Annotated in this window: 26 protein-coding genes; 16 read left to right on the top strand and 10 right to left on the bottom strand. The window is 63.6% G+C overall.

Translation table 11 applies throughout. The features are described 5' to 3' along the window. Positions 1-11: 11 nt before the first annotated feature. Positions 12-905, bottom strand: a complete 894-nt coding sequence (locus QA645_RS21295) for a LysR family transcriptional regulator (protein WP_254131612.1) — start codon at positions 903-905, stop codon at positions 12-14. Between the two features lie 192 nt (positions 906-1,097). Here QA645_RS21295 and solA point away from each other — a divergent pair, with 192 nt between their 5' ends. From solA to QA645_RS21270, 5 genes are all read left to right on the top strand, one after another. Continuing rightward, on the top strand, positions 1,098-2,267 hold the full coding sequence (gene solA / locus QA645_RS21290) for an N-methyl-L-tryptophan oxidase (RefSeq protein ID WP_283052857.1): 1,170 nt from the start codon (positions 1,098-1,100) through the stop codon (positions 2,265-2,267). 76 nt (positions 2,268-2,343) lie between these two features. Continuing rightward, positions 2,344-3,156, top strand: a complete 813-nt coding sequence (locus QA645_RS21285) for a transporter substrate-binding domain-containing protein (protein WP_283052855.1) — start codon at positions 2,344-2,346, stop codon at positions 3,154-3,156. Positions 3,157-3,255: 99 nt separating this feature from the next. Then, on the top strand, positions 3,256-3,999 hold the full coding sequence (locus QA645_RS21280) for an amino acid ABC transporter permease (protein WP_254131615.1): 744 nt from the start codon (positions 3,256-3,258) through the stop codon (positions 3,997-3,999). Then, positions 3,996-4,838, top strand: a complete 843-nt coding sequence (locus tag QA645_RS21275; protein WP_283052853.1) for an amino acid ABC transporter permease — start codon at positions 3,996-3,998, stop codon at positions 4,836-4,838. The genes QA645_RS21280 and QA645_RS21275 overlap by 4 nt, the downstream gene beginning before the upstream one ends. A gap of 10 nt (positions 4,839-4,848) precedes the next feature. Next, a complete protein-coding gene (locus tag QA645_RS21270; protein ID WP_254131617.1) occupies positions 4,849-5,601 on the top strand; it encodes an amino acid ABC transporter ATP-binding protein in 753 nt (250 codons plus the stop codon). A gap of 33 nt (positions 5,602-5,634) precedes the next feature. Here the strand turns inward: QA645_RS21270 and QA645_RS21265 are convergent, their stop codons facing one another. After that, positions 5,635-5,874, bottom strand: a complete 240-nt coding sequence (locus QA645_RS21265) for a BrnA antitoxin family protein (RefSeq protein WP_254131618.1) — start codon at positions 5,872-5,874, stop codon at positions 5,635-5,637. A gap of 3 nt (positions 5,875-5,877) precedes the next feature. Continuing rightward, on the bottom strand, positions 5,878-6,849 hold the full coding sequence (gene cysK / locus QA645_RS21260; RefSeq protein WP_283052843.1) for a cysteine synthase A: 972 nt from the start codon (positions 6,847-6,849) through the stop codon (positions 5,878-5,880). Positions 6,850-7,079: 230 nt separating this feature from the next. On the opposite strand from cysK, the gene QA645_RS21255 reads away from it, so the two are divergent. The 5 genes from QA645_RS21255 (at position 7,080) to QA645_RS21235 (ending at position 10,892) form a co-directional block, all read left to right on the top strand. Further along, entirely contained in the window at positions 7,080-7,637 is a 558-nt protein-coding gene (locus tag QA645_RS21255) for an ester cyclase (protein ID WP_283052841.1), read from the top strand. A 10-nt stretch (positions 7,638-7,647) separates the two neighbouring features. Next, positions 7,648-8,508, top strand: a complete 861-nt coding sequence (locus QA645_RS21250) for a polysaccharide deacetylase family protein (RefSeq protein WP_283052839.1) — start codon at positions 7,648-7,650, stop codon at positions 8,506-8,508. 10 nt (positions 8,509-8,518) lie between these two features. After that, complete coding sequence (locus tag QA645_RS21245) at positions 8,519-8,932, top strand: DUF305 domain-containing protein (RefSeq protein WP_283052837.1); 414 nt, start codon at positions 8,519-8,521, stop codon at positions 8,930-8,932. A 15-nt stretch (positions 8,933-8,947) separates the two neighbouring features. Beyond that, positions 8,948-10,456 carry a YncE family protein gene (locus QA645_RS21240; RefSeq protein ID WP_283052835.1) on the top strand — a complete coding sequence of 503 codons (1,509 nt, stop codon included), beginning with the start codon at positions 8,948-8,950 and terminating at the stop codon, positions 10,454-10,456. Between the two features lie 217 nt (positions 10,457-10,673). Then, positions 10,674-10,892: a hypothetical protein gene (locus QA645_RS21235; RefSeq protein WP_254131623.1), complete on the top strand. Its 219-nt coding sequence runs from the start codon at positions 10,674-10,676 to the stop codon at positions 10,890-10,892. A 10-nt stretch (positions 10,893-10,902) separates the two neighbouring features. Here the strand turns inward: QA645_RS21235 and tgt are convergent, their stop codons facing one another. Further along, on the bottom strand, positions 10,903-12,039 hold the full coding sequence (gene tgt / locus QA645_RS21230; RefSeq protein ID WP_254193824.1) for a tRNA guanosine(34) transglycosylase Tgt: 1,137 nt from the start codon (positions 12,037-12,039) through the stop codon (positions 10,903-10,905). Between the two features lie 255 nt (positions 12,040-12,294). Here tgt and QA645_RS21225 point away from each other — a divergent pair, with 255 nt between their 5' ends. The 4 genes from QA645_RS21225 to QA645_RS21210 all read left to right on the top strand — a co-directional run bounded on the left by QA645_RS21225 (position 12,295) and on the right by QA645_RS21210 (position 16,441). Continuing rightward, entirely contained in the window at positions 12,295-13,422 is a 1,128-nt protein-coding gene (locus QA645_RS21225) for a patatin-like phospholipase family protein (protein WP_283052832.1), read from the top strand. Between the two features lie 131 nt (positions 13,423-13,553). Next, entirely contained in the window at positions 13,554-14,300 is a 747-nt protein-coding gene (locus tag QA645_RS21220) for a TetR/AcrR family transcriptional regulator (protein ID WP_254135419.1), read from the top strand. A 268-nt stretch (positions 14,301-14,568) separates the two neighbouring features. Beyond that, complete coding sequence (locus QA645_RS21215; protein WP_283052830.1) at positions 14,569-15,174, top strand: PepSY domain-containing protein; 606 nt, start codon at positions 14,569-14,571, stop codon at positions 15,172-15,174. A gap of 229 nt (positions 15,175-15,403) precedes the next feature. Next, positions 15,404-16,441 (top strand): aspartate-semialdehyde dehydrogenase, encoded by a 1,038-nt coding sequence (locus QA645_RS21210; protein ID WP_283052828.1) that lies wholly within the window; start codon positions 15,404-15,406, stop codon positions 16,439-16,441. A gap of 111 nt (positions 16,442-16,552) precedes the next feature. Here QA645_RS21210 and queA read toward each other — a convergent pair whose 3' ends face one another. The 5 genes from queA to coaD are packed head-to-tail and all read right to left on the bottom strand — an operon-like array spanning position 16,553 to position 19,682. After that, complete coding sequence (gene queA / locus QA645_RS21205) at positions 16,553-17,626, bottom strand: tRNA preQ1(34) S-adenosylmethionine ribosyltransferase-isomerase QueA (protein ID WP_283052826.1); 1,074 nt, start codon at positions 17,624-17,626, stop codon at positions 16,553-16,555. 50 nt (positions 17,627-17,676) lie between these two features. Continuing rightward, a complete protein-coding gene (locus QA645_RS21200) occupies positions 17,677-18,141 on the bottom strand; it encodes a peptidylprolyl isomerase (RefSeq protein ID WP_283052824.1) in 465 nt (154 codons plus the stop codon). Next, on the bottom strand, positions 18,138-18,563 hold the full coding sequence (locus QA645_RS21195) for a hypothetical protein (protein WP_283052822.1): 426 nt from the start codon (positions 18,561-18,563) through the stop codon (positions 18,138-18,140). Before QA645_RS21195 ends, QA645_RS21200 begins: the two co-directional genes overlap by 4 nt. 8 nt (positions 18,564-18,571) lie before the next feature. Beyond that, complete coding sequence (locus tag QA645_RS21190) at positions 18,572-19,147, bottom strand: peptidylprolyl isomerase (protein ID WP_254131631.1); 576 nt, start codon at positions 19,145-19,147, stop codon at positions 18,572-18,574. Positions 19,148-19,184: 37 nt separating this feature from the next. Beyond that, positions 19,185-19,682 carry a pantetheine-phosphate adenylyltransferase gene (gene coaD / locus QA645_RS21185; RefSeq protein WP_283052819.1) on the bottom strand — a complete coding sequence of 166 codons (498 nt, stop codon included), beginning with the start codon at positions 19,680-19,682 and terminating at the stop codon, positions 19,185-19,187. Positions 19,683-19,952: 270 nt separating this feature from the next. Here coaD and QA645_RS21180 point away from each other — a divergent pair, with 270 nt between their 5' ends. Together QA645_RS21180 and QA645_RS21175 are read left to right on the top strand one after the other, a co-directional pair. Beyond that, the gene (locus QA645_RS21180) at positions 19,953-20,210 is read left to right on the top strand and encodes a hypothetical protein (protein WP_254131633.1); all 258 of its coding nucleotides are present in this window, start codon (positions 19,953-19,955) and stop codon (positions 20,208-20,210) included. A gap of 189 nt (positions 20,211-20,399) precedes the next feature. Continuing rightward, positions 20,400-22,253 carry a KUP/HAK/KT family potassium transporter gene (locus QA645_RS21175; RefSeq protein ID WP_254135420.1) on the top strand — a complete coding sequence of 618 codons (1,854 nt, stop codon included), beginning with the start codon at positions 20,400-20,402 and terminating at the stop codon, positions 22,251-22,253. 47 nt (positions 22,254-22,300) lie between these two features. Here the strand turns inward: QA645_RS21175 and gyrA are convergent, their stop codons facing one another. Next, a complete protein-coding gene (gene gyrA, locus QA645_RS21170; RefSeq protein WP_283052817.1) occupies positions 22,301-25,045 on the bottom strand; it encodes a DNA gyrase subunit A in 2,745 nt (914 codons plus the stop codon). Positions 25,046-25,204 lie beyond the last annotated feature (159 nt).

Raw genomic sequence — 25,204 nt, 5'->3', positions numbered from 1 at the left:
TCATAGTCTTGCTAGTAGTCTTGGGTAAACCACGGCACCAGCGTCCGGATGCGCGGCATCGCCTGCGTCGTAATGCTCGTGCGCGCCATCTCTGCGATGCGCGGCGCCAGTGACGAGAGATCTCCGCGGCGCGTCACCAGAAGCAGCTCACGAAAAAATCCGGGACCCGGCAGAGGGAGAGCGCTGACTTGACCAGCGTGAGCGAGCCCCTGCAACAGACACAGCGGCGTGGTGATCGCCACGCCCATCCCGGTGGCCACCATGGCGACCAGGCTGTCCGACGTGTCAAACTCGAAGGCCCGCGGCGGACGAATACCCAAACGGCTCAGATGGCGCTCGACCTGAGCGCCTGCCCAGGAGCGTTCGCTGTACCGGACCAGGCGATGCCGGGTCAGGATCTCCCGCAAATCAAGATCGGCAAATTCGGCTTCCGATCCGCGCGGCACCACGAGCAGATTTGGCTCGCGATAGAATGGGAAGCGCTCGATATCATACAGGTCATCCATCGCATCGCATGTGATCGCCGCGTCGATCGTTCGGTGGACCAGCGCCTCGGCATGCGCGTGAGCAAGGCCCGACCAAACGGACAGACTCAGTGCGACCTCGCCCGTCATGAGCTCCTTGACGAGGTGTGCGCCGACCGTGGCTGCATAGGAGTCGATGACGCCGAGCCTCAGATCGACACGTTCAGGCAGTTTCGCTGCGTCCCGGAGTGCACGGACCAAGTCGTCAAAGTCACGATTCAGATCGCGAACACGGCCAGCAAGGATGCGGCCCGCCCGCGTCAGTGTCAGCGGCCTCCGGCTGCGGTTGAAGAACGCGACGCCGATCGAGGCCTCGGCCCGCCGCACTGCCTGAGAGACCGCTGATTGCGTCATCCCGAACTGACGGGACGCCTGAAGCATGCTGCCGGACTCCGCGACGGCAGCGACAATCTGCAAGCTTCGCAAGTCTGGAATGGGTGGCGTCATATCCATAGCTTAAGCAGAAGTCATATTAACATGCAAATTGACTTCATTACATGAATTATCCTTGTAGGAGAGCCGCCTTCGAAAGCAGAGTTCGGATCGTCCTAACAATTAAGCAGTCCCCGATCGATGAACGAGAAAGCGGATATTCTGGTTATCGGCCTCGGTGCCATGGGCAGCGCGGCGCTCTATCAACTGGCCAAGCGAGGGGTAAAGGCGATCGGTCTCGATCGCTTCGCCCCTCCCCACACGATGGGATCCAGCCACGGCGAAACCCGCATCACCCGGCAGGCGGTCGGCGAAGGCCGCGATTACGTGCCCCTGGTGCTCGATACCCACCGGATCTGGCGTGAGCTCGAAGCCGAGACGTCCTCCGAGCTTTTGAACCCGTGCGGCCTCATCGTCATGGCGCCCGGTGTCGGCGAGACGTCGCACCACGGCAAACCCGATTTCGTCGCACGCTCGATCGCAGCCGCGCGGGACTTCGGCATCGCGCATGAGGTGATCGACGGGCGCGAAGTGGCGCATCGCTTCCCGCAATTCCTGAACCTCGAGGGCAACGAGAAGGCCTATTACGAGCCCGGCGGGGGCTACGTTTTTCCGGAACGCTGCATCAAGGCACAACTGACGCGCGCCGAGCAGCTTGGAGCAGTGATCCGCACCGGGGTCGAAGTTCTCTCGCTCGCGCAGATCGGTTCCGTCGTTCGGGTGGAGACATCCTCCGGCACATTCGAGGCGGCCCAAGTCGTGGTGTCCGCCGGCGCCTGGAACGCTCACCTGCTCGGCGCGCCGTTTGACCGCGTGCTCTCGGTGAAACGGCAGGTGCTGCATTGGTACGAGCTCGACGACACCAACGCATATCGCGCCAACGCCCCTGTGTTCATCTGGATGCATGGCGCGACCGACGTCGATTACCTCTACGGCTTTCCGCCGATGCTCGGCGATCGTCGACTCAAGGTCGCGACCGAGCAATACGAGACCAGCACGACAGCCGACACGATGGACCGCACCGTCGATCCCAGGGAGTCGGCAGAGATGTACCGGAAGCATGTCGAGGGCCGGCTCGCGGGCGCCACGCCACGCGTTGCGCAGGCCGCAGCCTGTCTCTACACGGTGACGCCCGATCGGGGCTTCATCATCGACCGGCATCCCGACCAGGACAGGGTCTTCGTCGTCTCCGCGTGCTCGGGCCACGGCTTCAAGCACTCGGCTGGAATCGGCAACGTCGCAGCCGCGATGGTGACCGACGGTCGAAGCGCGATCGACCTTACCCCATTCTCTATATCCCGATTTTCGTGAGGTTTGGCACGAGCCTTGTCTCTCGAAGAGCTACGTGCAACGCGCGTCGTGATTTCAATCCTGGAGGCGTCATACGATGAGAAATTTGATCCGTTCCATGGTGACAGGCGCAGCAGCGCTGCTGATGCTTGGCAGCGCGCAGGCCGCTGACGGCGTCGATGCCATCAAGCAGCGCGGCACGTTGAACGTCGGCGTCAAGGCAGACTACAAGCCGTTCGGATACCGCGATCCCGCAGGGAATGTCGTCGGCATCGAGCCGGATCTTGCCGCCGACATTGCCAAGCGCCTCGGCGTCAAACTCGAGCTCGTTCCTGTCGCGGCGTCGAACAGAATCGAGTTTCTTCAGCAGGGAAAGATCGATCTTCTGATCGCAACCATGTCGGACAGGCCGGAACGCCGCCGCGTCGTTCAAGCCATCGAGCCGCTGTATTACTCGGACTACGTGAATATCCTTCTCAACAAGAAGGCCGGCATCAAGGACTGGGCCGACCTCAAGGGGAAACCCGTCTGTGCGACGTCGGGCGCCTGGTACAACAAGGATATCGCCAAATCCTACGGCCCCGAAATCGTTGCGTTCGACGGTTCGGAGAAGCCCCTGTTCGCCATGAAGCAGGGCAACTGCATCGGCTATGTCTACGATCAGACCTTCCTGCAAGGCAAACTGCTGGAGGACGAGTGGAAGACGGACTACGACCTCCCGCTCAAGGGCGTTCTGCCATCGCCATGGATGATCGCCGTCGCGCTCGACAACGCCAGTCTTCAGAAAATGCTCGAAGACACGACAAAGGACTGGATGAAGACCGGCTTCATCGTGGCGGCAGAAAAGAAGTGGGGCATTACGCCGACCGAGTATTCGCTCTCCATGCACGAGCAGTTCAAGGACAAATAGACCGGTGAAGCGCAGCGCCGGATTCGTCTGGCGCTCTGCTCCACGTCGAGCCCATGCACTGATACGAGGCATCGCCTCAACAGCTCGGTGTCGCGCAACATGCAAGCAATCGGCAACTGGTTTCAGCACCTCTATGAGACAACGGGGCTGAATTTCTCAGTCTTCTACGACGCCTACGATTGGGACCGCTATTTCGCCGGGCTCAAGATGACGCTGCTTCTCAGCGTCACGACCATCCTGCTGAGCCTCATCATCGGTGGTCTCGGCGCCTTGGCGCAGGGCAGTCCGTCCAGATTGGTGCGGCTGGGCGTCAATGCTTTCGTCGTGGTGTTCCGCAACACGCCGCCGCTGGTCCAGATTTTCTTCTTCTATTTCGGCCTCGGCACCATGCTTCCGGCCGTCGAAACCGCGGGCATGCGCGTCCCGCTGCTGAGCAACGTCCAGTGGGCGATCATTTCGCTGTCGCTGTTTGCGGCCGCCTTCAATATCGAAATCTTTCGTTCCGGTATTGAGGCCGTGCCGCGGACGACATTGGAAGCCGCGGAGGCGCTCGGTTACACGCGCTTCAAGGCCTACATTCACATCGTCCTTCCGCTGGCGGTTCGCGTCTGCCTCCCCGCGCTGAACAACAACCTCGTCAATTTGCTCAAGACGACCACGCTGGCCTACGCGATCGCGGTTCCCGAAACGCTGTACGCGGTCAAGCAGATCTGGTCGGAATCGCAGAACGTCTTCGAGATGATGGTCGTCCTGCTGGCGACCTACGGCATTCTTGTCGGCATTCTCGTCTGGTTGATGCATCGCTGGGAGCGGGCGATGCGCATTCCCGGATATGCACGATGACGAGCGACGAGCCCGGGCACCGGCTTGCTATCCTTCTGCCGTATCGCCTCACGCCGACGCGATTTTCGTTTCGGATCAGCCCGCTGTCGGCAGCGATCCTCTGTTTCTGCGCCATCATGGCCGCATCCACCGCGTGGGCGCAGAGCGGACCGACCATGCTGTCGCCGCTCCAGGTCATCCTGAAATGGTCCCCCCTGCTCTTGCGGGGATTTGCGTTCAACATCCTGATCTCGCTGCTGGCCATGTTGCTGGGGACCATCGCCGGGCTTGGCCTGGGTCTGGGGCTGTTGTCGGAGTTCCGTCCCCTCGCCGCCGTGAGCTGGCTCCTCACCCAGTTCTTCCGCAACGCGCCCTGGCTGGTGCTGCTATTCTTCGTGATGTTTCTGGTGCCGTTCCAGATCACCCTGTTCAAGACGACCATCCCCTTGCCGGACTGGATCAAGGCGACGGTCGGCTTCGCCCTGCCCGTCATGGCGAATGTCGCCGAAGTCGTGCGCGGCGCCGTCCGCTCCATTCCGTCGACGCAATGGGAGGCCGCGGAATCGCTTTCGTTCACACGGCGCCAGACGATGTGGCTGATCATGCTGCCGCAATGCATCAAGCGAATGCTACCGCCCTGGATGAATGTCTATGCGCTCGTCGCGATGTCGACGGTCCTCGCATCGATCGTGGGTGTCTCGGAAATGTTGACGCTGACGGCGCAGGTGCACGCAGCCGAGGGCGGCAGGCCGGAACTGTTCGCGCCGCTCTACGGTTTCGCGCTGCTGTGCTTCTTTCTCTATTGTTATCCGATCAACCTCTGGACGGCTCGTCTCGAGCGTCGGTTCCGCGTGCGCTGAGGAGAAGAGCATGGCCACGAGCTGGACTCCGGATCAGCCCATCGTTCAATGCGTTGACGTCAGAAAATCATTCGGCGCGCTCGAGGTCCTGAAGGGCATCAGCCTCTCGGTCAAAAAGGGCGAGGTGATCTGCATCATCGGGCCTTCGGGATCCGGCAAGTCCACGCTGATCCGCTGTATCAATGCGCTTCAGCCGATCACCTCGGGCAGCATTCAAATCGAAGGCATCGAGGTCACTGATCCCCGGCTCGACAAGCTGGCGCTTCGCCGCAAGGTCGGGATGGTCTTTCAGCAGTATAATCTCTTCCCGCACAAGACGGCGCTTCAGAACGTGATGATGGCGCCGATCCATGTTCTCCGCCAGAAGCGCGACGAGGTCGAAGCGCGCGCCCGGGCGCTGCTCGCCAAGGTGCGGCTCGCAGGCAAGGAGGACAGCTATCCCGGTGAACTCTCAGGTGGACAGCAGCAGCGCGTGGCGATTGCCCGCTCACTGGCGATGCGGCCGGACATCATGCTGTTCGACGAAGTGACCGCCGCACTCGACCCGGAAACGGTCAAGGAGGTTCTGGTCACCATCCGGGAACTGGCCGAGGACGGGATGACCTGCATCCTCGTCACCCACGAAATGAACTTCGCGCGCGAAGTCGCCGACCACGTCTACTTCACTGACCGCGGCGTGATCGTCGAGCACGGGCCGCCGGACATCTTGTTCACGGCGGCCAAGGATGAGCGCACGCAGCGCTTCCTGTCACAGGTGCTCTGATCTCGCCGCCGGCTCCCGTCCGCGGCCGGATGCCTACTTTCCCGCGGCCTTGCGGAGCGCTTCGTTGATGCGGTCCTGCCAGCCGGGACCGCCCTCCTGGAAGAACTCCAGCACGTCCTGGTCGATCCGCAGCGTGACCTGCTCCTTGATTCCCGGCGTCACGTTCACCTTCGGCGGCGCCGCGGCGACCTTGGCCGTCACCTTCTTGAACGCCGCCTCGGCCTCCGACCGCGCATCGCCCAACGTGCGCGGCCGTCTCGGTTGATCCGCCATCTCTCAGATTCCTTCAAACAAAGCCGTCGAAAGATACCGCTCCGAGAAGGACGGCACTATAGCCAGGATGGTTTTTCCCGCAGCTTCTGGCCGCTTGCCGATCTGGAGCGCAGCCGCAATCGCGGCACCGGACGAGATGCCGCCCGGGATCCCCTCATGCCGCGCCAACGCGCGCGAGGTCTCGATCGCGGCAGTCGAGTTGATTTTGACGATTTCGTCGATGACGGAGCGGTCGAGAATATCAGGCACGAAGCCCGCGCCGATACCCTGGATCTTATGCGGCGTGTGCTGGCCGCCTGACAGCACCGGGCTCTCCTCGGGCTCGACTGCGACCACGCGCAAGGACGGCTTGCGCGGCTTCAGGACCTGACCGACACCTGTGATGGTGCCACCGGTGCCGACGCCGGCGACGAAGAAATCGATATTGCCGGCGGTGTCGTTCCAGATCTCCTCCGCGGTGGTGCGACGGTGCACCTCGGGATTGGCGAGGTTCTTGAACTGCTGCGGCATCACCGAGTTCGGCGTCGTCTTCAGAAGTTCTTCGGCCGCCGCGATCGCGCCCTTCATGCCTTGCCCGGCCGGCGTCAGCACCAGCTCGGCACCGAGGAAGGCCAGCATCTTGCGTCGCTCGATCGACATGGACTCCGGCATCACCAGCTTCAACCTGTAGCCGCGCGAGGCGGCGACGAAGGCGAGCGCGATCCCGGTATTGCCGGAGGTCGGCTCGATCAGCACGGTGTCGGGCTTGATGATGCCGGCCTTTTCCATGGCGATGATCATGGCCGCGCCGATGCGGTCCTTCACGCTCGCCGCCGGATTGAAATATTCGAGCTTGGCCAGAATGGTCGCATTGACGCCGTGCATACCCGGCAGCCGGCGCAGACGCACGATCGGCGTATCGCCAAAAGCCTCGACGATCGAGTCATAGATCCGGCCGCGGCCGGGTTGGTGTCCCGTCTTGGACGATGCGTCCATGATCAACTCCCTGTTACGACGATTCGTGGCGTTTCCCGTGCGTCTGGATCGCACGATCGTCAACGTCCGTGCAATCACAATAGCAACCCGCGCGGCCGACTTCCATCGGCGGGCCAGATTTCACATTCGCACGGATACTCAATCGGTTGCAGACATTTTCAGGTGTCACTCAAGGACCTCGGAGGCAGTATGCGCGCCGTGTGCTGACCACTGGCTTCGAGACAATTGCAATGAATGCCCACCTTGAAATGACTGCATCCTGGATGCGCCACCTAGCGATCGCTTTTGCTATCGCCGCCTCCGTCGTCCTCCCTGCCCGTGCAGCCGAGCTTGTGCAACCGAGGCAGCTCGTCGTCGATGCGAGTCTGCCCGAGGCGCGGCGCGAAGCGCAAATCCTCGCGGCCCGGCGCTATGACTCGTTCTGGAATACCGGCGAAGAGCAATTCGCGACCGACGCGCTCGCGCCCGATTTCATGGACCGCACCTTGCCGCCCGGACGGGCCCAGGGGGTTGCAGGTCCCCTTGCCGCTTCGAAGTTCGTCCGCACAGCCATTCCCGATCTCACCTGCGAGATCGAGCAGATGATCGTGGCCGGAGATCACGTGGTCACTCATTTGCACTTCCGCGGGCACTTCACGGGGCGCTTTAGGGAAGCCCAGGGCAACGGCGAAGCGATCGACTTCATAGCGACCGACATCTACCGCATCGCCAACGGGCGTATCGCCGAGAACTGGCATCTGGAAGACAATCTCACGCTGCTGCAGCAGCTCGGCCAAATTGCGAAGTAAGGCTTCAAACATGACAAAGACGAACTGGCCCGGCGACGCGCGACTGGTGATCTCGATATCGATGCAATTCGAGGCCGGCGGACAACCGCTGAAGGGCACCGACAGCCCGTTCCCGCGCGTTGATTTTCCGGAAAGCGTAACGGCGGACGCCGCCGCAAATTCGTGGTTCGCCTACGGCTACCGCGAGGGCATTCCGCGAATGCTCGACCTGTGGGACCGCCATGGCGTGAAGGTCACCTCGCACATGATCGGCGAGGCTGCGCAGCGGCACCCTGAACTTGCGCGCGAGATTGTCGCCCGTGGTCACGAAGCCGCAGCCCACGGGCCGCGCTGGAGCTCGCAATATGCGATGAGCCGCGACGAGGAGCGGAAATTCCTGATCGGTGCACGTGACATGGTCGAGGCCGTCACCGGCCAGCGACCAATCGGGTACAATTGCAATTGGCTGCGTCGAAGCCCGAACACGCTCTCGTTGCTCCGGGAGCTCGGCTACACCTATCACATTGACGATCTCAGCCGCGATGAGCCGTTCATCGAAAGTGTCGACGGTCACGATTTCGTCGTTGTCCCCTACACGCTGCGCAACAACGACATTCTCCTGGTCGAGGGACGCAACTACTCGCCCGCGCAATTCGTCGAGCAGATCAAGCTCGATTTCGACCAGCTGTACGAGGAAGCGCCGCGACGTCGTAGGATGATGTCGATCAGCGCGCATGATCGCATCAGCGGCACGCCGCAGATGGTGCGGGCGTGGGACCAGTTCCTGAAATACGCTCGGTCGCACGCCGGCGTCGCCTTCATGCGCAAAGACGAGATCGCGCGATACGCAATCGAGAGCTCCCTCACGCTACGCGAACAAGAGACGATCTGAGGAGCGTCGCATGTGGAAAACCCTGGCAGTTGCCCTGCCCCTCGCCGTCGTCGCATACGCAGGCGGCGCCAGGTTCGGCAGCCAACCCGCGCATATGGCGTCGCAAATGATGATGTCCGAGCTGTGCGGCGACGAAGCGCCATTCATGGCTGAAAATCAGGCCGCGATGGATCGGATGATGAGCGACATGGATATTACTCCATCCGGTGATGTCGATCGTGATTTCTCCGCCATGATGATCCCGCACCATCGCGGTGCGATTGCGATGGCGCAGGCCGAATTGCGCTACGGCCGAAACGAATCCCTGCGGCGCATCGCCCAGGAAATCATTGTCGATCAGCAGCAAGAGATCGCCGTCATGCGCCTGGTGCTTGATCAGCCGTCGCCGTCATCAACGACCACGGCGGTCCTGGCGCCGAAATAAGAGGGAGACCATGTCATGAAGCGAATTTTCGCGCTCGCAACGTCGCTTTGCCTGTTCAGTCTCTCCGCGACGCCGGGCTGGAGCGGACAGGCGCCGGGGTCCTCCGCCGCGGCCGACATTCCGGTCAGCCATCATGACCGGGTCTATGCGGCCGAGCAATTCTCCAACACCGTCTCGGTGACCGATCCCGCCGACAACAAGCTGCTCGGCGTCATCCGGCTGGGCGCGCCGTCGCCGCAAAACTTCAGCCCGCTCTACCGGGGACAGCTGCTCGTGCATGGCATGGGATTTTCACCCGACCATCGCACGCTGGCGGTGGTCTCGATCGGCTCCAACTCGGTCACGTTCATCGACACTGCGACCAACATGGTCAAGCACACGACCTATGTCGGCCGCTCTCCGCATGAAGCCTTCTTCACGCCCGACGGCAAGGAAGTCTGGGTGACCGTGCGCGGCGAGAACTACGTGGCCGTGCTCGATCCCGTCAGCTTTGAAGAGAAGACGCGGATCGTGGTGGCGAATGGACCGGGGATGCAGATCTTCTCGCCCGACGGCAAATACGGCTATGTCTGCTCGTCGTTCAATCCGGAGATCGCCGTCATCTCCGTTGCCGATCATGCCATCGTCGGCAAGGTCGCGCAGGCGAGCCCATTCTGTCCCGATCTCGCAGCGACGCCTGATGGAACACAAGTCTGGTTCACGCTGAAGGACACCGGCAAGGCGCAAGTCTTCGACGCCCGGCCTCCCTTCAACCTGCTCAAGACGCTGGACACCGGCCCGATCACCAACCACGTCAACATCGTCCGTAACGCGAATGGGCAGTTCGCCTACATCACCATTGGCGGCCTGAACGAGATCCAGGTCTACCGCACCGACGACTTCACCAAGGTCGCAACCATTCCGGTCGGCAAGCTGCCTCACGGCATCTGGCCATCGGGTGATGGTTCGCGGGTCTATGTCGGATTGGAGAATGACGACCAGCTCACCGCGATCGACACGCTCTCGAACAGCGTCATTGCCAATATCCCGATCGGCCAGGCGCCCCAGGCCGTCGCCTACGTGCCCGATGCCGTTCCGGCGGCGCGCGAGTCCGGCAACGGTGCCATGAGCGTCATGGACGACGCCGCCAGTCCCGAAGCCACCAATCTGCAGCAGCTCGGCATTGCCGGACAAGTTGCGCATTTCGTCATGGCCGCGGTCGGTCAAGCCTCGGAGCATCCGAAGGCGCTGACCAGTGTCAGCCTGTTTGACCAGGGCCTGTCCCAGGTGTTGCAGGCGGCAGCGACAGGTCTCGAACCGAAGCACGCCTATGTGCTGGCACTCGCCACGCATCCCGACGGCAGCGGCAAGCTCGAACCTCTGGCAGGCTTCATGACCAACCCGGCCGGATCGGCCATCGTGAACGCGCTGGGTCCGATCCGTCAGATTGTGCAGAGCGACGCTCAAGATGCGCGTCGCTATCTTGTGATCGCGCCGGGCTCCATGACCGAATTTGGAAAACCGGTGCAGGTCCAGGCGCCCTGAGCTGCCTGAGATGACATCCCGTCAACAGAATGTCATCTAACCTATCGCAATGCACACGGTTGTTTGCGTTGCGATAGAGGGAGAGCCAAAGCAGAGAAGGTGTCGAAGCAGAAGCAATTACGAAAAATCAACGCATTCGTGTTGCGACCTCGTCAACTGATTCTGCTTATGTTAGACTTAGGTCTCAAAGCAGGGGTTAAGCAGGGAGGTCACCACGATGTCAGCAATCGCTGAAGTGTTGTCGACCGTCGCGCCGAGGCGTGATCCGCGTTGTAGCGAGTTGCCAACCTGTCCCGTGTGTGCCGACTCCATGGTCGCCGCCGAAGCGTCCGCCTACGTCTCAGACCACATGATCAGCTATCTCTGGACCTGCGACACTTGCGGCTACGGCTTCGTCACCAAGCACGCCGTCAAGCAGCGGCTGGTGTGCAACTAGCCCAATCGCTCTAGCGCGGGGCGATGTCGCCCCTCGCCCAGTCCTCGCGCGTACGCTGATAGAACTCATCGAACGTTCCGTGTGCGATCGCGTCCCTGATGCCCTGCATCAGGAACTGGTAGTAAGCGATATTGATTTCAGACAGCAGCATCGCCCCCAGCGTCTCGCCGGCCTTGACGAGATGATGCAGGTAAGCGCGCGCGTAGTTGCGCGCGGATGGCCATGAGCTCTCCTCATCAAGCGGGCGCGGATCGTCGGCGTGGCGCGCATTGCGCAGATTGACCTGGCCGAAACGCGTGAAGGCGACGCCGTGGCGGCCATTTCGCGTCGGCATCACGCAATCGAACATGTCGACGCCGCGCTTCACCGCCTCCAGAATGTCGTCGGGCGTGCCGACGCCCATCAGATAACGCGGTCGGTCGGTCGGCAGTGCCGGCGCGGTCTCGTCGATCATGGCCAGCATCACCGCCTGCGGCTCGCCGACGGCAAGGCCGCCGATCGCATAGCCGTGGAAGCCGATCTCGACGAGACCTTGCGCGCTGGCATGGCGCAGCTGAGGAATGTCGCCGCCCTGCACGATGCCGAACAGCATGTAGCCGTCGGGCGCACTCTCGAAAGCCCGCTTGCTTCGCTCGGCCCAGCGCAGCGACAGACGCATCGCGCGGTCGATGTCGTCGCGCTCCGCCGGCAGCCGCACGCATTCGTCCATCTGCATCGCGATGTCGGAGCCGAGCAGGCGCTGCACCTCGATCGAGCGTTCCGGCGACAGCTCGATCTTGGCGCCGTCGATATGCGAGCGGAACGTGACGGCGTGCTCGCTGATCTTGCGCAGATCCGACAGCGACATCACCTGGAAGCCGCCGGAATCCGTCAGCATCGGGCCGTTCCAGCCGGTAAATCTCTGCAGGCCACCGAGGCCGTTGATGCGCTCCGCGCCGGGACGCAGCATCAGATGATAGGTGTTGCCGAGCACGATATCGGCGCCCGCATCGCGCACCTCGCGCCAGTGCATGCCCTTCATGGCACCGGCCGTGCCGACCGGCATGAAGGCCGGGGTCCGCACCACGCCATGGGGCGTGGTCAGGCGGCCGGTGCGCGCCGAGCCATCGGTGGCAAGCAATTCGAAATGATTGGGTAGAGGACTCATGGCGCCGCTTATTGCGTGTCGGGCCTGGCCAATCAACCCGCCCGGACCACGATGCCCCAGACTGGGACACTGCTGACGCGGACGTGATGCCGGTCACGCTTGATAAATAAAACGATACAGTATAGTTTAATAGCGGGGCTGGACGAGACGCCGCGGCAAGTTGCCGGCGGCCGTAGATGCGTGATCGTCAGCCACCGACCGATGCCCCTCCCCAATTGCTCGACCGATACGTCCAGCCTCCCCTATGGCTGGGCAATGCGAACCGGCGCCCGCCTGTTCACGTCGCTGGTCCTGATGTGCAGCCTGGCGCTCACCGCCTGCACCTCGCTCCCCCGCACGCCCTATACGGCGGCCGAGGCGAGCGCCTCGCGCGTGCTCGATATCGACGGCCTGCGGCGCTATGCCGACGAGCCCATCACGAAGTTCAGCTTCGAGCAGGACAAGGCGGCCGGGAGCAGAACCTATCTGGCGCTCTCCGGCGGCGGTGCCGATGGCGCCTACGGCGTCGGCGTGCTGAACGGCTGGACCGCAGCGCGTAACCGCCCAACCTTCACTGTTGTCTCGGGCGTGAGCACCGGCGGCCTGATCGCGCCCTTTGCCTTCCTCGGATCGCAATATGACGACACGCTTCGGGAGGTCTACACCAGCGGCATCGCCGAAAGCCTGCTGAACGATCCCAGCATCATGCGCGTGCTGTTCGGCTCCGGCCTGTTCGGCAATACGCGGCTGCGCGAGCTGGTCGCGCGCTATGTCGGGCCGGAGATCATGGCACAGGTCGCCCGCGAGAACGCCAAGGGCCGACGGCTGCTGGTGGTCACCACCGATCTCGACACCCAGCGCACCGCGATCTGGGACATGGGCAAGATCGCCGCGGTCGGCACGCCTGAGGCGCTGAAACTGTTTCGCGACGTGATGGCGGCCTCCGCCAGCATTCCGCTGGTGTTTCCGCCGATCCTGATCGAGGCCGAAGGCCAGGGCCGCAAGTTTCAGGAGATGCATGTCGATGGCGGCGTAACGGCGCCCGTGCTGACCTTGCCGGAGGCCCTGCTGTTCCAGGGGCGCCTGCCGGGCAACGCGAAGATGGACATCTACATCCTCGTCAACAAGAAGATCGAACGCAATTTCGAGCTCGTCGCCAACAGCACGATCGATGTCGCCTCGCGCAGCCTGTCCTCGATCACGCAATCGCAGACGCGCTCGATCATTTTCTCGACCTATGATTTCGCCCAGCGCAACCACCTTGGCTTCCATCTCTCTTACATCGAGCGCGATTATCCGGCGCCGCCGTCCGAGGGCTTCGACACCGGCTACATGCGGGCGCTCTACCAATACGGATACGAGAAAGCGGCCGGTGGCCAGGCCTGGACCTCGCGGATGCCGTGACGTCCGCCTCGCGGAACAGGGCTCGTGGCGAGGCCGTTGGCGACGCGGCCAATTCGGCCGGATTCGACGCCCCGGTTGCTGCGCGTTATAGAGCAATGACCATCGGCACGATCGCGCAGGAATCATTGGGCATGGGATTGGCTGCGACCAGGACAAGAACGGCTGCACCACGCCGCGAGGCCTCGAAATCGCGTGGCGGCCGGCCGACCAAGAGTGCAGCGATCGAGCGCGACCAGCGGCTGATCGAGGTTGCCACCCGCCTGTTCCTCGATCGCGGTTTCGATGCGACCTCGCTCGACGCGGTGGCGGAAGCAGCCCGCGTCAGCAAGCCCACCGTCTATTCCCGCTACGGCGACAAGCGCGGCCTGTTCGCCGCCGTGCTGAGGCGCGAGATCGCCCGCTGGCTTGCGCCGCTGTCGGCCGCCGCCGAGACGCAACTCGGCAACTCCTCCGACATCTCGGTCGAACAGCGGCTGATCGAGATCGGGCGCGAAATGCTCAATTTCACCTGCGGACCCGATGCCGTCGCCTTCAGCCGCATGATGACTTCGCAGGCCATCAATTTCCCCGACATCGCCAAGCTCGGCAAGGAAGAAGGCTGGCTGAAGGCCGTCGCCACCACCGCGCGCTTCTTCGACCATCTGGTGACGCAAGGCGCGCTCGATGTCGACGACACCACGATCGCGGCTGAGGTGTTCCTCGACGTCGTCGTCGGCCACACCCACCGCATGGCGACGTTCGGCACGCCGATGGAACTCAAGGCGGCCGAGAAGCGGATGCGCGCGGCGATCAAGCTGTTCCTGGCCGGCGCGATCGGTCCCGCAGACCGCATCCAGGGCGCCCCAAAAGCCGCCCAACGGCGTCGCCCCTCCCGCTGACATTTCCGTGAGACCGCCGATTTGTCCCCTGCGGACGATGGCCCGTTCGTTGACCAAAATAAAACGATACGGTATGGTTTTGTTTATAGAGCGGTGCGGGCCCCTTTTTTCACCAGCCCCAAAAGAGGACCGAACCGCTTGGATCGCCGCGACGGGTACAGCCCGTTGCGGCAATCAGCGGCCGGCCATTGCCCGTGGTCGGCCGCGACTTCTTTACGATTATCCGGCACACTTGCTGGTTCAAGGCTTGCCGGCCGAGGGTTCGACCATGAGCACGACAGGACGACGGGTGTACGGTTTGCTGGCGATTGCCCTGACGGGGCTGCTCGTCGCAGCGCCGGCCCGCGCGATCGTCTCGGCGGGCTCTACACCCACCGCCCTCCACGACGAGACAGATGGGGACGCCGCAGCGGACCGCCAGGCCGTCAGCCGCGAGATCGAACGTTTCCGCAGCTCGTCGATCTCAATCGGCCAGGCCATGGCGATTGCGGAAGCCCGACATGCCGGCGCCACGACCGCGGACATCAGCTTCGACGGCGGCTCGGGCGTACCGGTGTACCGGGTCAAGACCCTGCACAACGACCGGATCTGGCGGCACACCATCAATGCCGCGACCGGCGAGCTCATGGGCGGCGAAGCCGCCCTGCCCCTGACCGAGCTGGACCACGACGATCGCAGCAATCTCGCAGCGCTCGGCATCATCAAGCATCGCCTGGCCGATGCGGTCCGCGTCGCCGAGCAGGCAGCGTCCGGCAAGGCCATCAGCGGCGGGCTGGTGCGCGAACGCGGCCGGCTCAATTTCGCAATCGTCGTCATCAGCGGCGACGACCTCAAGGAGGTCATCCTCGAGCCACCGGGCGCCCGGGGCAAATAGCGCAGGCCACAATCCCGCCCAAAAGCCATTGACGGACGCAAGACTCTCCCGCATAAGTCGCCGCTATGTTCACGACCACCAAACGCACGACCAAAACCACCACGGCCTTCGGGGCCCGGGGAGGCGTTCGCGCATAGTCGTCGACTAAAACGCATCAGCTCTACCGAAGCCCCGCCCAAGATGGTCCGGGGCTTTTTTGTTGTCTAAATCTCAGCTCAACCGAAATGGAATGGAGGACACTGTGAGTAACGATCCCGTCGTCGCGATTGTCGGCGTCACCGGTGCGGTGGGCGCCGAATTCATCGCCACCATGGACAAGCGCGGCTTTCGCGTCGGCAAGCTCAAGGCGCTCGCCAGCGCCCGCTCCGCCGGCAAGACGGTGTCGTTCCGCGGCCAGAACGTCGTCATCGAGGAGCTGACCGAGCGCGCCTTCGAGGGCGTCGACATCGCGCTGTTCTCCGCCGGCAGCGGCATCTCCAAGAAGTTCGCGCCGATCGCGGTCAAGGCCGGCGCCGTCGTCGTCGACAACTCCTCCGCCTTCCGCATGGACCCGAACGTGCCGCTGGTGATCCCCGAGGTCAACGGCAACCGGATCCGCGACCACAAGGGCATCATTGCCAACCCGAACTGCGCCGCGATCACAGCACTTGTGCCGCTCTGGCCGATCCACCAGAAGAACCGCATCAAGCGCGTGATCATCTCGACCTACCAGGCCGCAAGCGGCGCCGGTGCCGCCGCGATGGACGAGCTCGTCGAATCCACGCGCGCCAATCTCAATGGGCAGGTCTATACGCCCAAGGTGATGCCGCATCCCTACGCCTTCAACCTCTTCAACCACAACACGGCGGTCGATCCCGAGACCGGCTACAACGACGAAGAGACCAAGGTCATCAAGGAAACCCGCAAGATCTTCGAGGACGAGAAGATCGCCATCGGCGTCACCTGTGTGCGCGTGCCGGTGCTGCGCGCCCATTGCGAGGCCATCACCTTCGAATGCGAGAAGCCGATCACCGAAGACCAGGTCCGCGCCATCATGGCGCAAGCGCCCGGCGTGAAGGTCGTCGACGATCGCGTGAAGAACTACTTCCCGATGCCGATCGACGCTTCGGGCCAGGACGACGTCCTGGTCGGCCGCATCCGCAAGGACCTCAGCGACCCTAGCGGCCATTCGATCTCGATGTTCGTCGCGGCCGATCAGCTGCTCAAGGGCGCAGCGCTCAACGCAGTGCAGATCGCCGAGCTGTTGCCGCAGCGGGTGATGGCGTAACAGGTACCGGCAGGAACAGGTCTCGTAGGGTGGGCAAAGGCGCGCAAGCGCCGTGCCCACCATTCTTCTCCGCATTCAAGAAAGACGTGGGCACGCTTCGCTTTGCCCACCCTACGGCACTGCGCGAAACAACAAACACGCATCCCCATACGAATAGAACCGATATCCGCTCGCGATTGCATGCGCGTAGGCGTGCTGCATCGTCTCCAGGCCCGCAAAGGCCGACACCAGCATGAACAGCGTCGACTTCGGCAGATGGAAATTCGTCATCAGGATATCGACGGCGCGGAAGCGATAGCCGGGCGTGATGAAGATCGAGGTCTCGGCCGTGAACGGCTGGATGGTGCCGTCTTCACGCGCTGCGCTTTCGAGCAGCCGCAGTGACGTCGTGCCGACGGCGACAACGCGTCCGCCGTTTTGTCGTGCTGTGTTGAGCCGCTCCGCGGTCTCGGCCGAGATCGTGCCCCACTCGGCATGCATCGTGTGGCCGTCGGTGTCGTCGACCTTGACCGGCAGGAAGGTCCCTGCCCCGACATGCAGCGTGATGCGGTTGATGCCGACGCCACGCGCGCCGAGTGCCTGCTCCAGCTCCGGCGTAAAGTGGAGCCCCGCGGTGGGCGCGGCGACCGCGCCCTCGTGGGCCGCGAACATGGTCTGGTAATCTGCGAGATCCTGATCGTCAGGCGTGCGCTTGGAGGCGATGTAGGGCGGCAGCGGCGGGCTGCCGAGATCGGCGATGGCCTGGTCGAGCGCCGGGCCGTGGAACGAGAATGACAGCGTCACCTCGCCTTCCGCCCCCTTGGCCTCGACCTCGGCATCGAGATGGCCGAGCAGGCAGACCTTGCCTTCATTGCCGAAGCGGATGCGGTCGCCGGCAATCAGCTTCTTCGCGGGCTTCACCAGCGCCTGCCAGCGCGAACCGTCGAGGCGCTTGATCAGCGTCGCCTCGATCTTCGGCTCGGTTTCGCGACCAATGCGGCGCCCCCTGAGTTGCGCCGAAATCACCTTGGTGTCGTTGACGACGAGCTGGTCGCCCGGCTTCAGCCATTGCGGTAGATCGGCGATGGTCTGGTCGCGTAGCGCACCGTTCTCGACCACCAGCATCCTGGCGGAGTGACGCGGGCTCGCCGGACGCAACGCGATGCGCTCGGGCGGCAATTCGAAATCGAAGAGGTCGGTGCGCATTCGTGGCTTACCACCAGGAGCGCGCGAATGCGCGCTCCTGGATGAGGCGCTTACTCCTTGTCGGCGGCCATCCGCGCCTTGACGATCTTGTCCGGGTTCTGCACCGGCTCGCCGCGCTTGATCTTGTCGACGTTTTCCATGCCCTCGGTCACCTTGCCCCACACCGTGTACTGGTTGTCGAGGAAGCGGGCGTCGTCGAAGCAGATGAAGAACTGGCTGTCGCCGGAATCGGGGCTTGCGGCGCGCGCCATCGAGGTGGTGCCGCGCACATGCGGCTCCTTGTTGAACTCGGCCTTCAGCTTCTTGCCGGAGCCGCCGGTGCCGGTGCCGTGCGGGCAGCCGGTCTGCGCCATGAAGCCGTCGATCACGCGATGGAACACGATGCCGTCGTAGAAGCCTTCGCGGACCAGCTCCTTGATGCGCGCGACATGGCCGGGCGCGAGGTCAGGCCGCATCTCGATGGTGACGGGGCCCTGCGTGGTCTCGAGGATCAATGTGTTTTCGGTGACGCTCATGCTCGTCTCTCTTGCGTTAGGGGTGGAGTCTTGTCAGGTGAATTTCTGCGGTTACGGAACTGGATCGCGAATGGACGTCCCGCGGCGGCGCCGGCCATTGCATCGGTAAATGGCATCGGCGTGCAACGTTGCAACGCCTCCATCACCGCGATCCGGTATTGCAGCCGGTCACTGTCGGAGGCCTCCGCGGATTCATAGGTAATCCTCGGATGGCCCAGAATGTTTCCGGCCCGGTTAAAGCTCACGACGACGGTGATGTCGATAGGGCGAGCCTTGGTCGGCGGTGGCGGCTTCCAGCAGCTCCGCAAGTGCTGGAAGACGTCCTGGATGGTGTTGACCGGCGCGTCCTCTGCGGCCGCGCCGGTGATGCCGAACAGCAGCACGGCTGCAGCGAACAGGAGCCTGTCGCCGCGGCGCGCCATAAGCCCTCCTACTTGATGTCGGAGGCGACCTGCACCTTCACCATCTTGTCGGGATCGGTGACGGTGCCGCCGGGCGAGCCGGCCGGTGCCTTCTTCAGCTTGTCGACCACATCCATGCCCTGCACGACCTCGCCGACCACGGTGTACTGGCCATCGAGACTGCCGCCGTCGGCGAACATGATGAAGAACTGCGAGTTGGCGGTATCGACGCTGTCGCCGCGCCGGGCCATGCCGACGATGCCGCGGGCGAAATGGACCTTGGAGAATTCCTGCTTCAGGTTCGGATATTTGGAGCCGCCGGTGCCGTTGCCGTTCTGGCCGTCGCCGGTCTGGGCCATGAAGCCGTCCATCACGCGGTGGAACGGAACGTTGTTGTAAAAGCCCTCGCGCGCGAGCTGCTTGAGGCGCTCGGCGTGCTGCGGCGCAAGGTCGGTCCGGAGCTTGATGACGATGCGGCCCTTGGTGGTATCGATGACGAGCGCATTGGCCTTGTCGAGATTGGCCGGCAGTTGCTGCGCCGTCGCCGGGACTGCGCCAATCAGCGCGACGAACATCGTGGCAAGGATTGCGAGACGACGGATCATGGACACTCCGGATCAGGTGAGATGAAAAAGCGCGCCGTTATCCGGCGAATTTTGCCTTGAGCTGGGATGCAACGAGCGGCGGGACGAAGGTCGAGACGTCTCCGCCCATGGCGGCGATCTGGCGCACCAATGTGCCGGTAATCGGGCGGACCAAAGGGGACGCCGGCAGGAAGACGGTTTGCACGTCGGGCGCCATGGCGCCGTTCATGCCGGCGAGCTGCATCTCGTAGTCGAGGTCGGTGCCGTCACGCAGGCCTCGAATCATGATGGTCGCACCGAATTTGCGCGCTGCGGTGACTGCGAGATCGTCATAGGTCACGGCCTCGAGCGTACAGCCGGCCTGGGCCGCTACCGGCCCGCAGACGTCGTGGAGCATCTTGAGCCGCTCCTCGGTCGAGAACAGCGGCTTCTTGCCGGGATGGACCCCGATTGCGACCACCAGCCGGTCGCACAGCGGGACACTGTTCCGGACCACGTCCAGATGGCCGTTGGTGATGGGGTCGAAGGAACCCGGATAGAAGGCGATGCGCGGCATGGCCACGTCCTACCGCGCCCAGCCCGGCCCGGCAAGCCGGACAGGTTCCTTGTCCGTTTCCTGTCGGTTTCCTGCCGATTTTTCCGCCAATCCCCGTCGGAAGGCGCCGGATTGTTTCGTCCTCGGGGTGTCCACGAAACAAAACCATGCACGCACGAAACCATTTCCGGCGTCGGTGAAGACGTCCGGAAACTGGTCATGGTTACTAATCCAGCCAACGAATGACGGGCCGCAAACAAGGCGCAGCGGCCGCATCACAGGGGACCGTCGATGATCAAGGCTCTTTCAGCGATCGCTATTGCTGCGTGTGTTGCTACCGCCCTTACCCTCCTGCCCGGTTTTGCTCCCACTGTTGAAGCGAGTGTCCCGCAGCCGCTGGCCAAGGCCGACCGGCTCGACATCAAGACCATCGGCAGGGAGTGCTCGGAGCGCGCCTGGCCGAATTTCGAGGCGTCCTGCCTGCGCCGCGCCGGCACCAAGGCTGACGTTCGTGTCGCTCGCCTGGTGACGGCAGACCGGACCCCGTAGGCTGTCTGTCAGCTTGGCGTCATAAACCTCGCGATAAACACCATGGATATTTGCGGCGTCTCGTCGCAGACTGTGTGACGCTCGCGCCCCTCGGAATGGCCCGACGGGCGCGGTCCCATTGAGGGGTCGCATTTGTCCAGTACGCCCGCAGTCGCTTCCGGCCATCATCCCGACCCTCTGCCGCTTGCCATGACCATGGGCGCCCTCGGGGTGGTCTATGGCGATATCGGCACCAGCCCCCTCTACGCCCTGAAGGAAGCCGCCAAGGCGGCCGCGCATGGCGGCACAGTGACCCCCGAGGCTGTCCTGGGCGTTGCCTCGCTGATCCTGTGGGCGCTGCTGCTGATCATCTCGCTGAAATATGCGCTGCTGATCCTGCGCGCGGACAACCGCGGCGAAGGCGGCATCGTCGCGCTGCTGGCGCTGCTGCATGCCCGTCACGCCCAGCCAGGCACCTGGCGCGCCCATCTCCTGGTGGTCGGCCTGATCGGCGCTGCGTTGCTCTATGGCGACGGCGCGATCACGCCGGCGATCTCGGTGCTCTCGGCCATCGAAGGCCTCAAAGTCGACGCCCCCTCGCTCGCGCCGGCGGTGGTGCCGATCACCATCGTCATCCTGGTCGGCCTGTTCATGATGCAGAAGCAGGGCACCGGCTTCATCGGCCGCATCTTCGGACCGGTGATGCTGGCCTGGTTCTTCGTGCTCGCCGCGCTCGGCATCCACGGCATCGTCAAGGCGCCGGGAGTGCTGGCGGCACTGAGCCCGCTCTATGCCTTCGAGTTCCTGATCCACCAGGATTTCCACGTCTCCTTCGCGATCCTCGGTGCCGCTTTCCTCGCCGTGACCGGCGGTGAGGCGATGTATGCCGACATGGGGCATTTCGGGCGCCTGCCGATCCGGCTTGCGTGGTTCGCGATCTGCCTGCCGGCGCTGGTGCTGAATTATTTCGGCCAGGCTGCGCTCCTGATCACCGATCCCGGCATGATCGAGAATCCGTTCTTCCAGCTCTGCCCGGACTTCCTGCATTACGGGTTGGTCGCGTTCTCGGCCGTTGCGACCGTGATCGCGTCACAGGCGATCATCTCCGGCGTGTTCTCGCTGACCCAGCAGTCGATCCAGCTCGGCTTCCTGCCGCGCATGCAGATCCGCCACACCACCAGCGATGCGATCGGCCAGATCTACGTGCCACTGGTGAACTGGCTGCTCGCCGCCGCAACGCTCGGCGCGGTGGTCAGCTTCGGCACGTCGGACGCGCTGGCCGGCGCCTACGGTATCGCGGTCTCGCTGCTGATGGCGATCACCACCCTGCTCGCGGCACTGGTTGCGATCCAGTGGGGCTATTCGCCGTTGCTCGTCGTGGCCGTGAACGGCTTCTTCTTCGTGATCGACGTGATCTTCTTCTCGGCCAATTCGATCAAGCTGTTCGAGGGCGGCTGGTTTCCGCTGCTGCTCGCCGCCTTCGTCGCCTTCCTGATGCTGACCTGGCGCAGTGGCGTGAAACTGGTCGAAGCTGCGCGCGGAAAACTGCGCCAGCCCGAGGAAGACCTGATCGAGACCGCGGTCAACAAATGCAGCGCACGTCTCCCCGGCACCGCCGTGTTCCTGGCATCGGCGGCGAAAGGCGTGCCGCTGGCGCTGACGCAGTTCGTCAAGCACAACCACGTGCTGCATGAGCGCATCATCCTCGTCACCGTGCTGATCGAAGAGGTGCCGCACGTCCCCGACGAAGCGCGCGCCGAGGTGATCGAGATCATCGCCGGCATCACCCGCGTCGTGCTGCATTACGGCTTCATGCAGAACCCGACGATCTATGAGGGCCTGACGCTCGCCTGCCGCCAGGGCAAGCTGCCCGGCATCGACCTCTCCGACATCACCTATTATGTCGGCCGCGAGACCATCATTCCGAGCGAGGACATTCCGGGCATGTGGGTCTGGCGCGAAGGCCTGTTCGCCTTCCTCCAGCGCAACGCCGAGCGCTCAGCGGCGTTCTTCGGCGTGCCGACCAAGCAGGTCGTGGAGTTCGGCACGGAGCTGGAGATCTAGCGAAGTTCGTAGCCCGGATCGCTCCATCCGGGCCACGGAGCCGCGCATTACTCTCCGTTCGGCTCCCCGTTCGCTCCGTTGCCGTTCTCGGCCTCTTCCGTGATGTGCTCGACCGAGACGACGTGCTCGTCCTCGGCGGTGTCGAACACGATCACGCCTTGCGTCGATCGGCCGGCGACGCGGATGCCTTCGACCGGACAGCGGATCAGCTGGCCCTTGTCGGTCACCAGCATGATCTGGTCGGCGTCTTCCACCGGGAACGAGGCCACCAGGTTGCCGTTGCGGTTGTTGACGCTCATGGCGACGATGCCTTTGCCGCCGCGGCCCGTGGTCCGGTATTCGTAGGATGAGGTCCGCTTGCCGTAGCCGTTGATGGAGACGGTCAGCACGACCTGCTCGGCCGCCGACATCTCGGCATAGCGCTCCTGCGCCAGCTGGAAGCTGCCCGACGTCTCCTCCGCCTCGGCATCCGCGGGGGCTTCCTCGCTTGCGGCCTCGCCGGCGACCGCGCGGCGCATCTTCAAATAGGCCGAGCGCTCGTCGGAGGTGGTCTCGACATGGCGCAGGATCGCCAGCGAAATCACCTTGTCACCCTCGCCAAGCGCGATGCCGCGCACGCCCATCGAGGTGCGCCCGGTGAACACGCGCACGTCGGGGACCGGGAAGCGGATGCACTGGCCGCCGGCGCCGGTCAGCAGCACGTCGTCACGCTCAGTACAGATCTGCACGTCGACGATCGCTTCGCCCTCATCGAGCTTCATGGCGATGATGCCGGAGCGGCGGACGTCGACGAAGTCGGACAGCTTGTTGCGCCGGACGTTGCCGCCTGTCGTGGCGAACATCACGTCGAGCTGGCCCCAAGTCGATTCATCCTCGGGCAGCGGCATGATGGTGGTGATGCGCTCGCCCTGCTCCAGCGGCAGGATGTTGATCATCGCCTTGCCGCGCGCGTTCGGCGCCGCCATCGGCAGCCGCCAGACCTTTTCCTTGTAGACCTGGCCGCGGGACGAGAAGAACAGCACCGGAGTATGCGTCGATGCGACAAAGAGCCGGCTGACGAAATCCTCGTCACGGGTCTGCATGCCGGAGCGGCCTTTGCCGCCGCGGCGCTGGGCGCGATAGGCCGACAGCGGCACGCGCTTGACGTAACCCGCGTGCGAGACGGTAACGACCATGTCCTCGCGCTGGATCAGGTCCTCGTCCTCGACCTCGCCTTCCTGCTCCATGATCAACGTCTTGCGCGGCGTGGCGAACTCGGCCTTCACCTCGGCGAGCTCGGTCTTGATGATGGTCAGCACGCGCTCGCGCGAGCGCAGAATGTCGAGATAATCGGCGATCTCGCCGGCAAGCTTGTCGAGCTCATCGCGGATTTCGTCACGGCCGAGTGCGGTAAGCCGTTGAAGCCGCAGGTCCAGAATGGCCCTCGCCTGTTCCATCGACAGCCGGATCGTCCCATCCTCGCTGATGCGGTGGCGGGGATCGTCGATCAGCGTCAGCATGTCCTCGACATCGCGGGCCGGCCAGTCGCGCGACATCAGGGTGTCGCGCGCGGTGGTCGGGTCGGGTGACGTGCGGATGACACGGATCATCTCGTCAATATTGGCAACTGCGATCGCCAGACCGACCAAAATATGCGCGCGATCGCGCGCCTTGGCGAGCAGGTACTTGGTGCGGCGCGTGACGACCCGCTCGCGGAAGTCGACGAAGATCGCCAGCAGGTCCTTCAGATGCATGATCCGCGGACGGCCGCTGTCGAGCGCCACCATGTTGACGCCGAAGCTCGTCTGCAGCGGCGTGAATCTGTACAACTGGTTCAGCACCACATCCGGCACGGCGTCGCGCTTCAATTCGATGACGACGCGGTAGCCATCGCGGTCGGATTCATCGCGCAGGTCGCCGATGCCTTCGATCTTCTTTTCCTTGACCAGCTCGGCGATGCGCTCGACCATCGTCGCCTTGTTTACCTGGTAGGGAATCTCCGTGACGATGAGCGCCTCTCGCTCCTTGCGGATGGTCTCGATGGCGACCTTGCCACGCATGACGATCGAGCCGCGGCCAAGGTGGTAGGCCGAGCGGATGCCCTGCCGTCCGAGGATGACGCCGCCGGTCGGGAAATCCGGTCCCGGCACGATGTTGATGAGCTCGTCGATGGTCAGCGCGGGGTTGTCGATCAGCGCGACGCAGGCATCGATGACCTCGCCAAGATTATGCGGCGGGATGTTGGTCGCCATGCCGACCGCGATGCCGCCGGCGCCGTTAACGAGCAGGTTCGGGAACTTGGCCGGAAGGACCGACGGCTCGGTCTCGTTGTTGTCGTAGTTCGGCTGGAAGTCGACGGTGTCCTTGTCGATGTCGGCCAGCAGGGCGAGCGCCGCCTTCGTGAGCCGCGCTTCGGTGTAACGATAGGCGGCCGGGGGATCGCCATCGACCGAGCCGAAATTGCCCTGACCATCGATCAGCGGTACGCGCATCGAGAAGTCCTGCGCCATGCGGACCATGGCGTCGTAAATCGACTGGTCGCCGTGCGGGTGATACTTACCGATGACGTCACCGACCACGCGGGCGGATTTGACGTACTTCTTGTCGGGCGTGTGCCCCTGCTCGTTCATCGAGTACAGGATGCGGCGATGCACCGGCTTCAGACCGTCGCGGGCATCTGGCAACGCACGCGCCACGATCACGCTCATGGCGTAGTCGAGATAGGACTTCTTCATCTCCTCGAAGATGGAGACGGGGCGAATATCCGAGGGTTGCGCCGGCTGGTCGCCGGGCTTGTTGTCGTCGTCAGCCAAGGGGGAATCCGGTGAAATTTTATCTGGGAATCATATAGCGCATCGACGCCCTGATAACCACCCTTGGGGGCTTCCGGGAAGCGCTTTTTCCGACTGTTTTTCCAGAGACTTACGCCACTCCTGCCACCGTCTCGGGCGGGGTCCGAAGGAGCGCCCTGG

The sequence above is a fragment of the Bradyrhizobium sp. CIAT3101 genome, from assembly GCF_029714945.1.
Lineage (GTDB): Bacteria > Pseudomonadota > Alphaproteobacteria > Rhizobiales > Xanthobacteraceae > Bradyrhizobium.
This window is presented reverse-complemented; position numbering and strand designations above follow the sequence as displayed.

Excerpts from the sequence above, each read along its gene's own strand:
- QA645_RS21295 (WP_254131612.1), bottom strand. The coding sequence starts at position 905 with ATGCTTCAGGCGTCCCGTCAGTTCGGGATGACGCAATCAGCGGTCTCT.
- solA (WP_283052857.1), top strand. The coding sequence starts at position 1,098 with ATGAACGAGAAAGCGGATATTCTGGTTATCGGCCTCGGTGCCATGGGC.
- QA645_RS21285 (WP_283052855.1), top strand. The coding sequence starts at position 2,344 with ATGAGAAATTTGATCCGTTCCATGGTGACAGGCGCAGCAGCGCTGCTG.
- QA645_RS21280 (WP_254131615.1), top strand. The coding sequence starts at position 3,256 with ATGCAAGCAATCGGCAACTGGTTTCAGCACCTCTATGAGACAACGGGG.
- QA645_RS21275 (WP_283052853.1), top strand. The coding sequence starts at position 3,996 with ATGACGAGCGACGAGCCCGGGCACCGGCTTGCTATCCTTCTGCCGTAT.
- QA645_RS21270 (WP_254131617.1), top strand. The coding sequence starts at position 4,849 with ATGGCCACGAGCTGGACTCCGGATCAGCCCATCGTTCAATGCGTTGAC.
- QA645_RS21265 (WP_254131618.1), bottom strand. The coding sequence starts at position 5,874 with ATGGCGGATCAACCGAGACGGCCGCGCACGTTGGGCGATGCGCGGTCG.
- cysK (WP_283052843.1), bottom strand. The coding sequence starts at position 6,849 with ATGGACGCATCGTCCAAGACGGGACACCAACCCGGCCGCGGCCGGATC.
- QA645_RS21255 (WP_283052841.1), top strand. The coding sequence starts at position 7,080 with ATGAATGCCCACCTTGAAATGACTGCATCCTGGATGCGCCACCTAGCG.
- QA645_RS21250 (WP_283052839.1), top strand. The coding sequence starts at position 7,648 with ATGACAAAGACGAACTGGCCCGGCGACGCGCGACTGGTGATCTCGATA.
- QA645_RS21245 (WP_283052837.1), top strand. The coding sequence starts at position 8,519 with ATGTGGAAAACCCTGGCAGTTGCCCTGCCCCTCGCCGTCGTCGCATAC.
- QA645_RS21240 (WP_283052835.1), top strand. The coding sequence starts at position 8,948 with ATGAAGCGAATTTTCGCGCTCGCAACGTCGCTTTGCCTGTTCAGTCTC.
- QA645_RS21235 (WP_254131623.1), top strand. The coding sequence starts at position 10,674 with ATGTCAGCAATCGCTGAAGTGTTGTCGACCGTCGCGCCGAGGCGTGAT.
- tgt (WP_254193824.1), bottom strand. The coding sequence starts at position 12,039 with ATGAGTCCTCTACCCAATCATTTCGAATTGCTTGCCACCGATGGCTCG.
- QA645_RS21225 (WP_283052832.1), top strand. The coding sequence starts at position 12,295 with ATGCGAACCGGCGCCCGCCTGTTCACGTCGCTGGTCCTGATGTGCAGC.
- QA645_RS21220 (WP_254135419.1), top strand. The coding sequence starts at position 13,554 with ATGGGATTGGCTGCGACCAGGACAAGAACGGCTGCACCACGCCGCGAG.
- QA645_RS21215 (WP_283052830.1), top strand. The coding sequence starts at position 14,569 with ATGAGCACGACAGGACGACGGGTGTACGGTTTGCTGGCGATTGCCCTG.
- QA645_RS21210 (WP_283052828.1), top strand. The coding sequence starts at position 15,404 with ATGGAGGACACTGTGAGTAACGATCCCGTCGTCGCGATTGTCGGCGTC.
- queA (WP_283052826.1), bottom strand. The coding sequence starts at position 17,626 with ATGCGCACCGACCTCTTCGATTTCGAATTGCCGCCCGAGCGCATCGCG.
- QA645_RS21200 (WP_283052824.1), bottom strand. The coding sequence starts at position 18,141 with ATGAGCGTCACCGAAAACACATTGATCCTCGAGACCACGCAGGGCCCC.
- QA645_RS21195 (WP_283052822.1), bottom strand. The coding sequence starts at position 18,563 with ATGGCGCGCCGCGGCGACAGGCTCCTGTTCGCTGCAGCCGTGCTGCTG.
- QA645_RS21190 (WP_254131631.1), bottom strand. The coding sequence starts at position 19,147 with ATGATCCGTCGTCTCGCAATCCTTGCCACGATGTTCGTCGCGCTGATT.
- coaD (WP_283052819.1), bottom strand. The coding sequence starts at position 19,682 with ATGCCGCGCATCGCCTTCTATCCGGGTTCCTTCGACCCCATCACCAAC.
- QA645_RS21180 (WP_254131633.1), top strand. The coding sequence starts at position 19,953 with ATGATCAAGGCTCTTTCAGCGATCGCTATTGCTGCGTGTGTTGCTACC.
- QA645_RS21175 (WP_254135420.1), top strand. The coding sequence starts at position 20,400 with ATGACCATGGGCGCCCTCGGGGTGGTCTATGGCGATATCGGCACCAGC.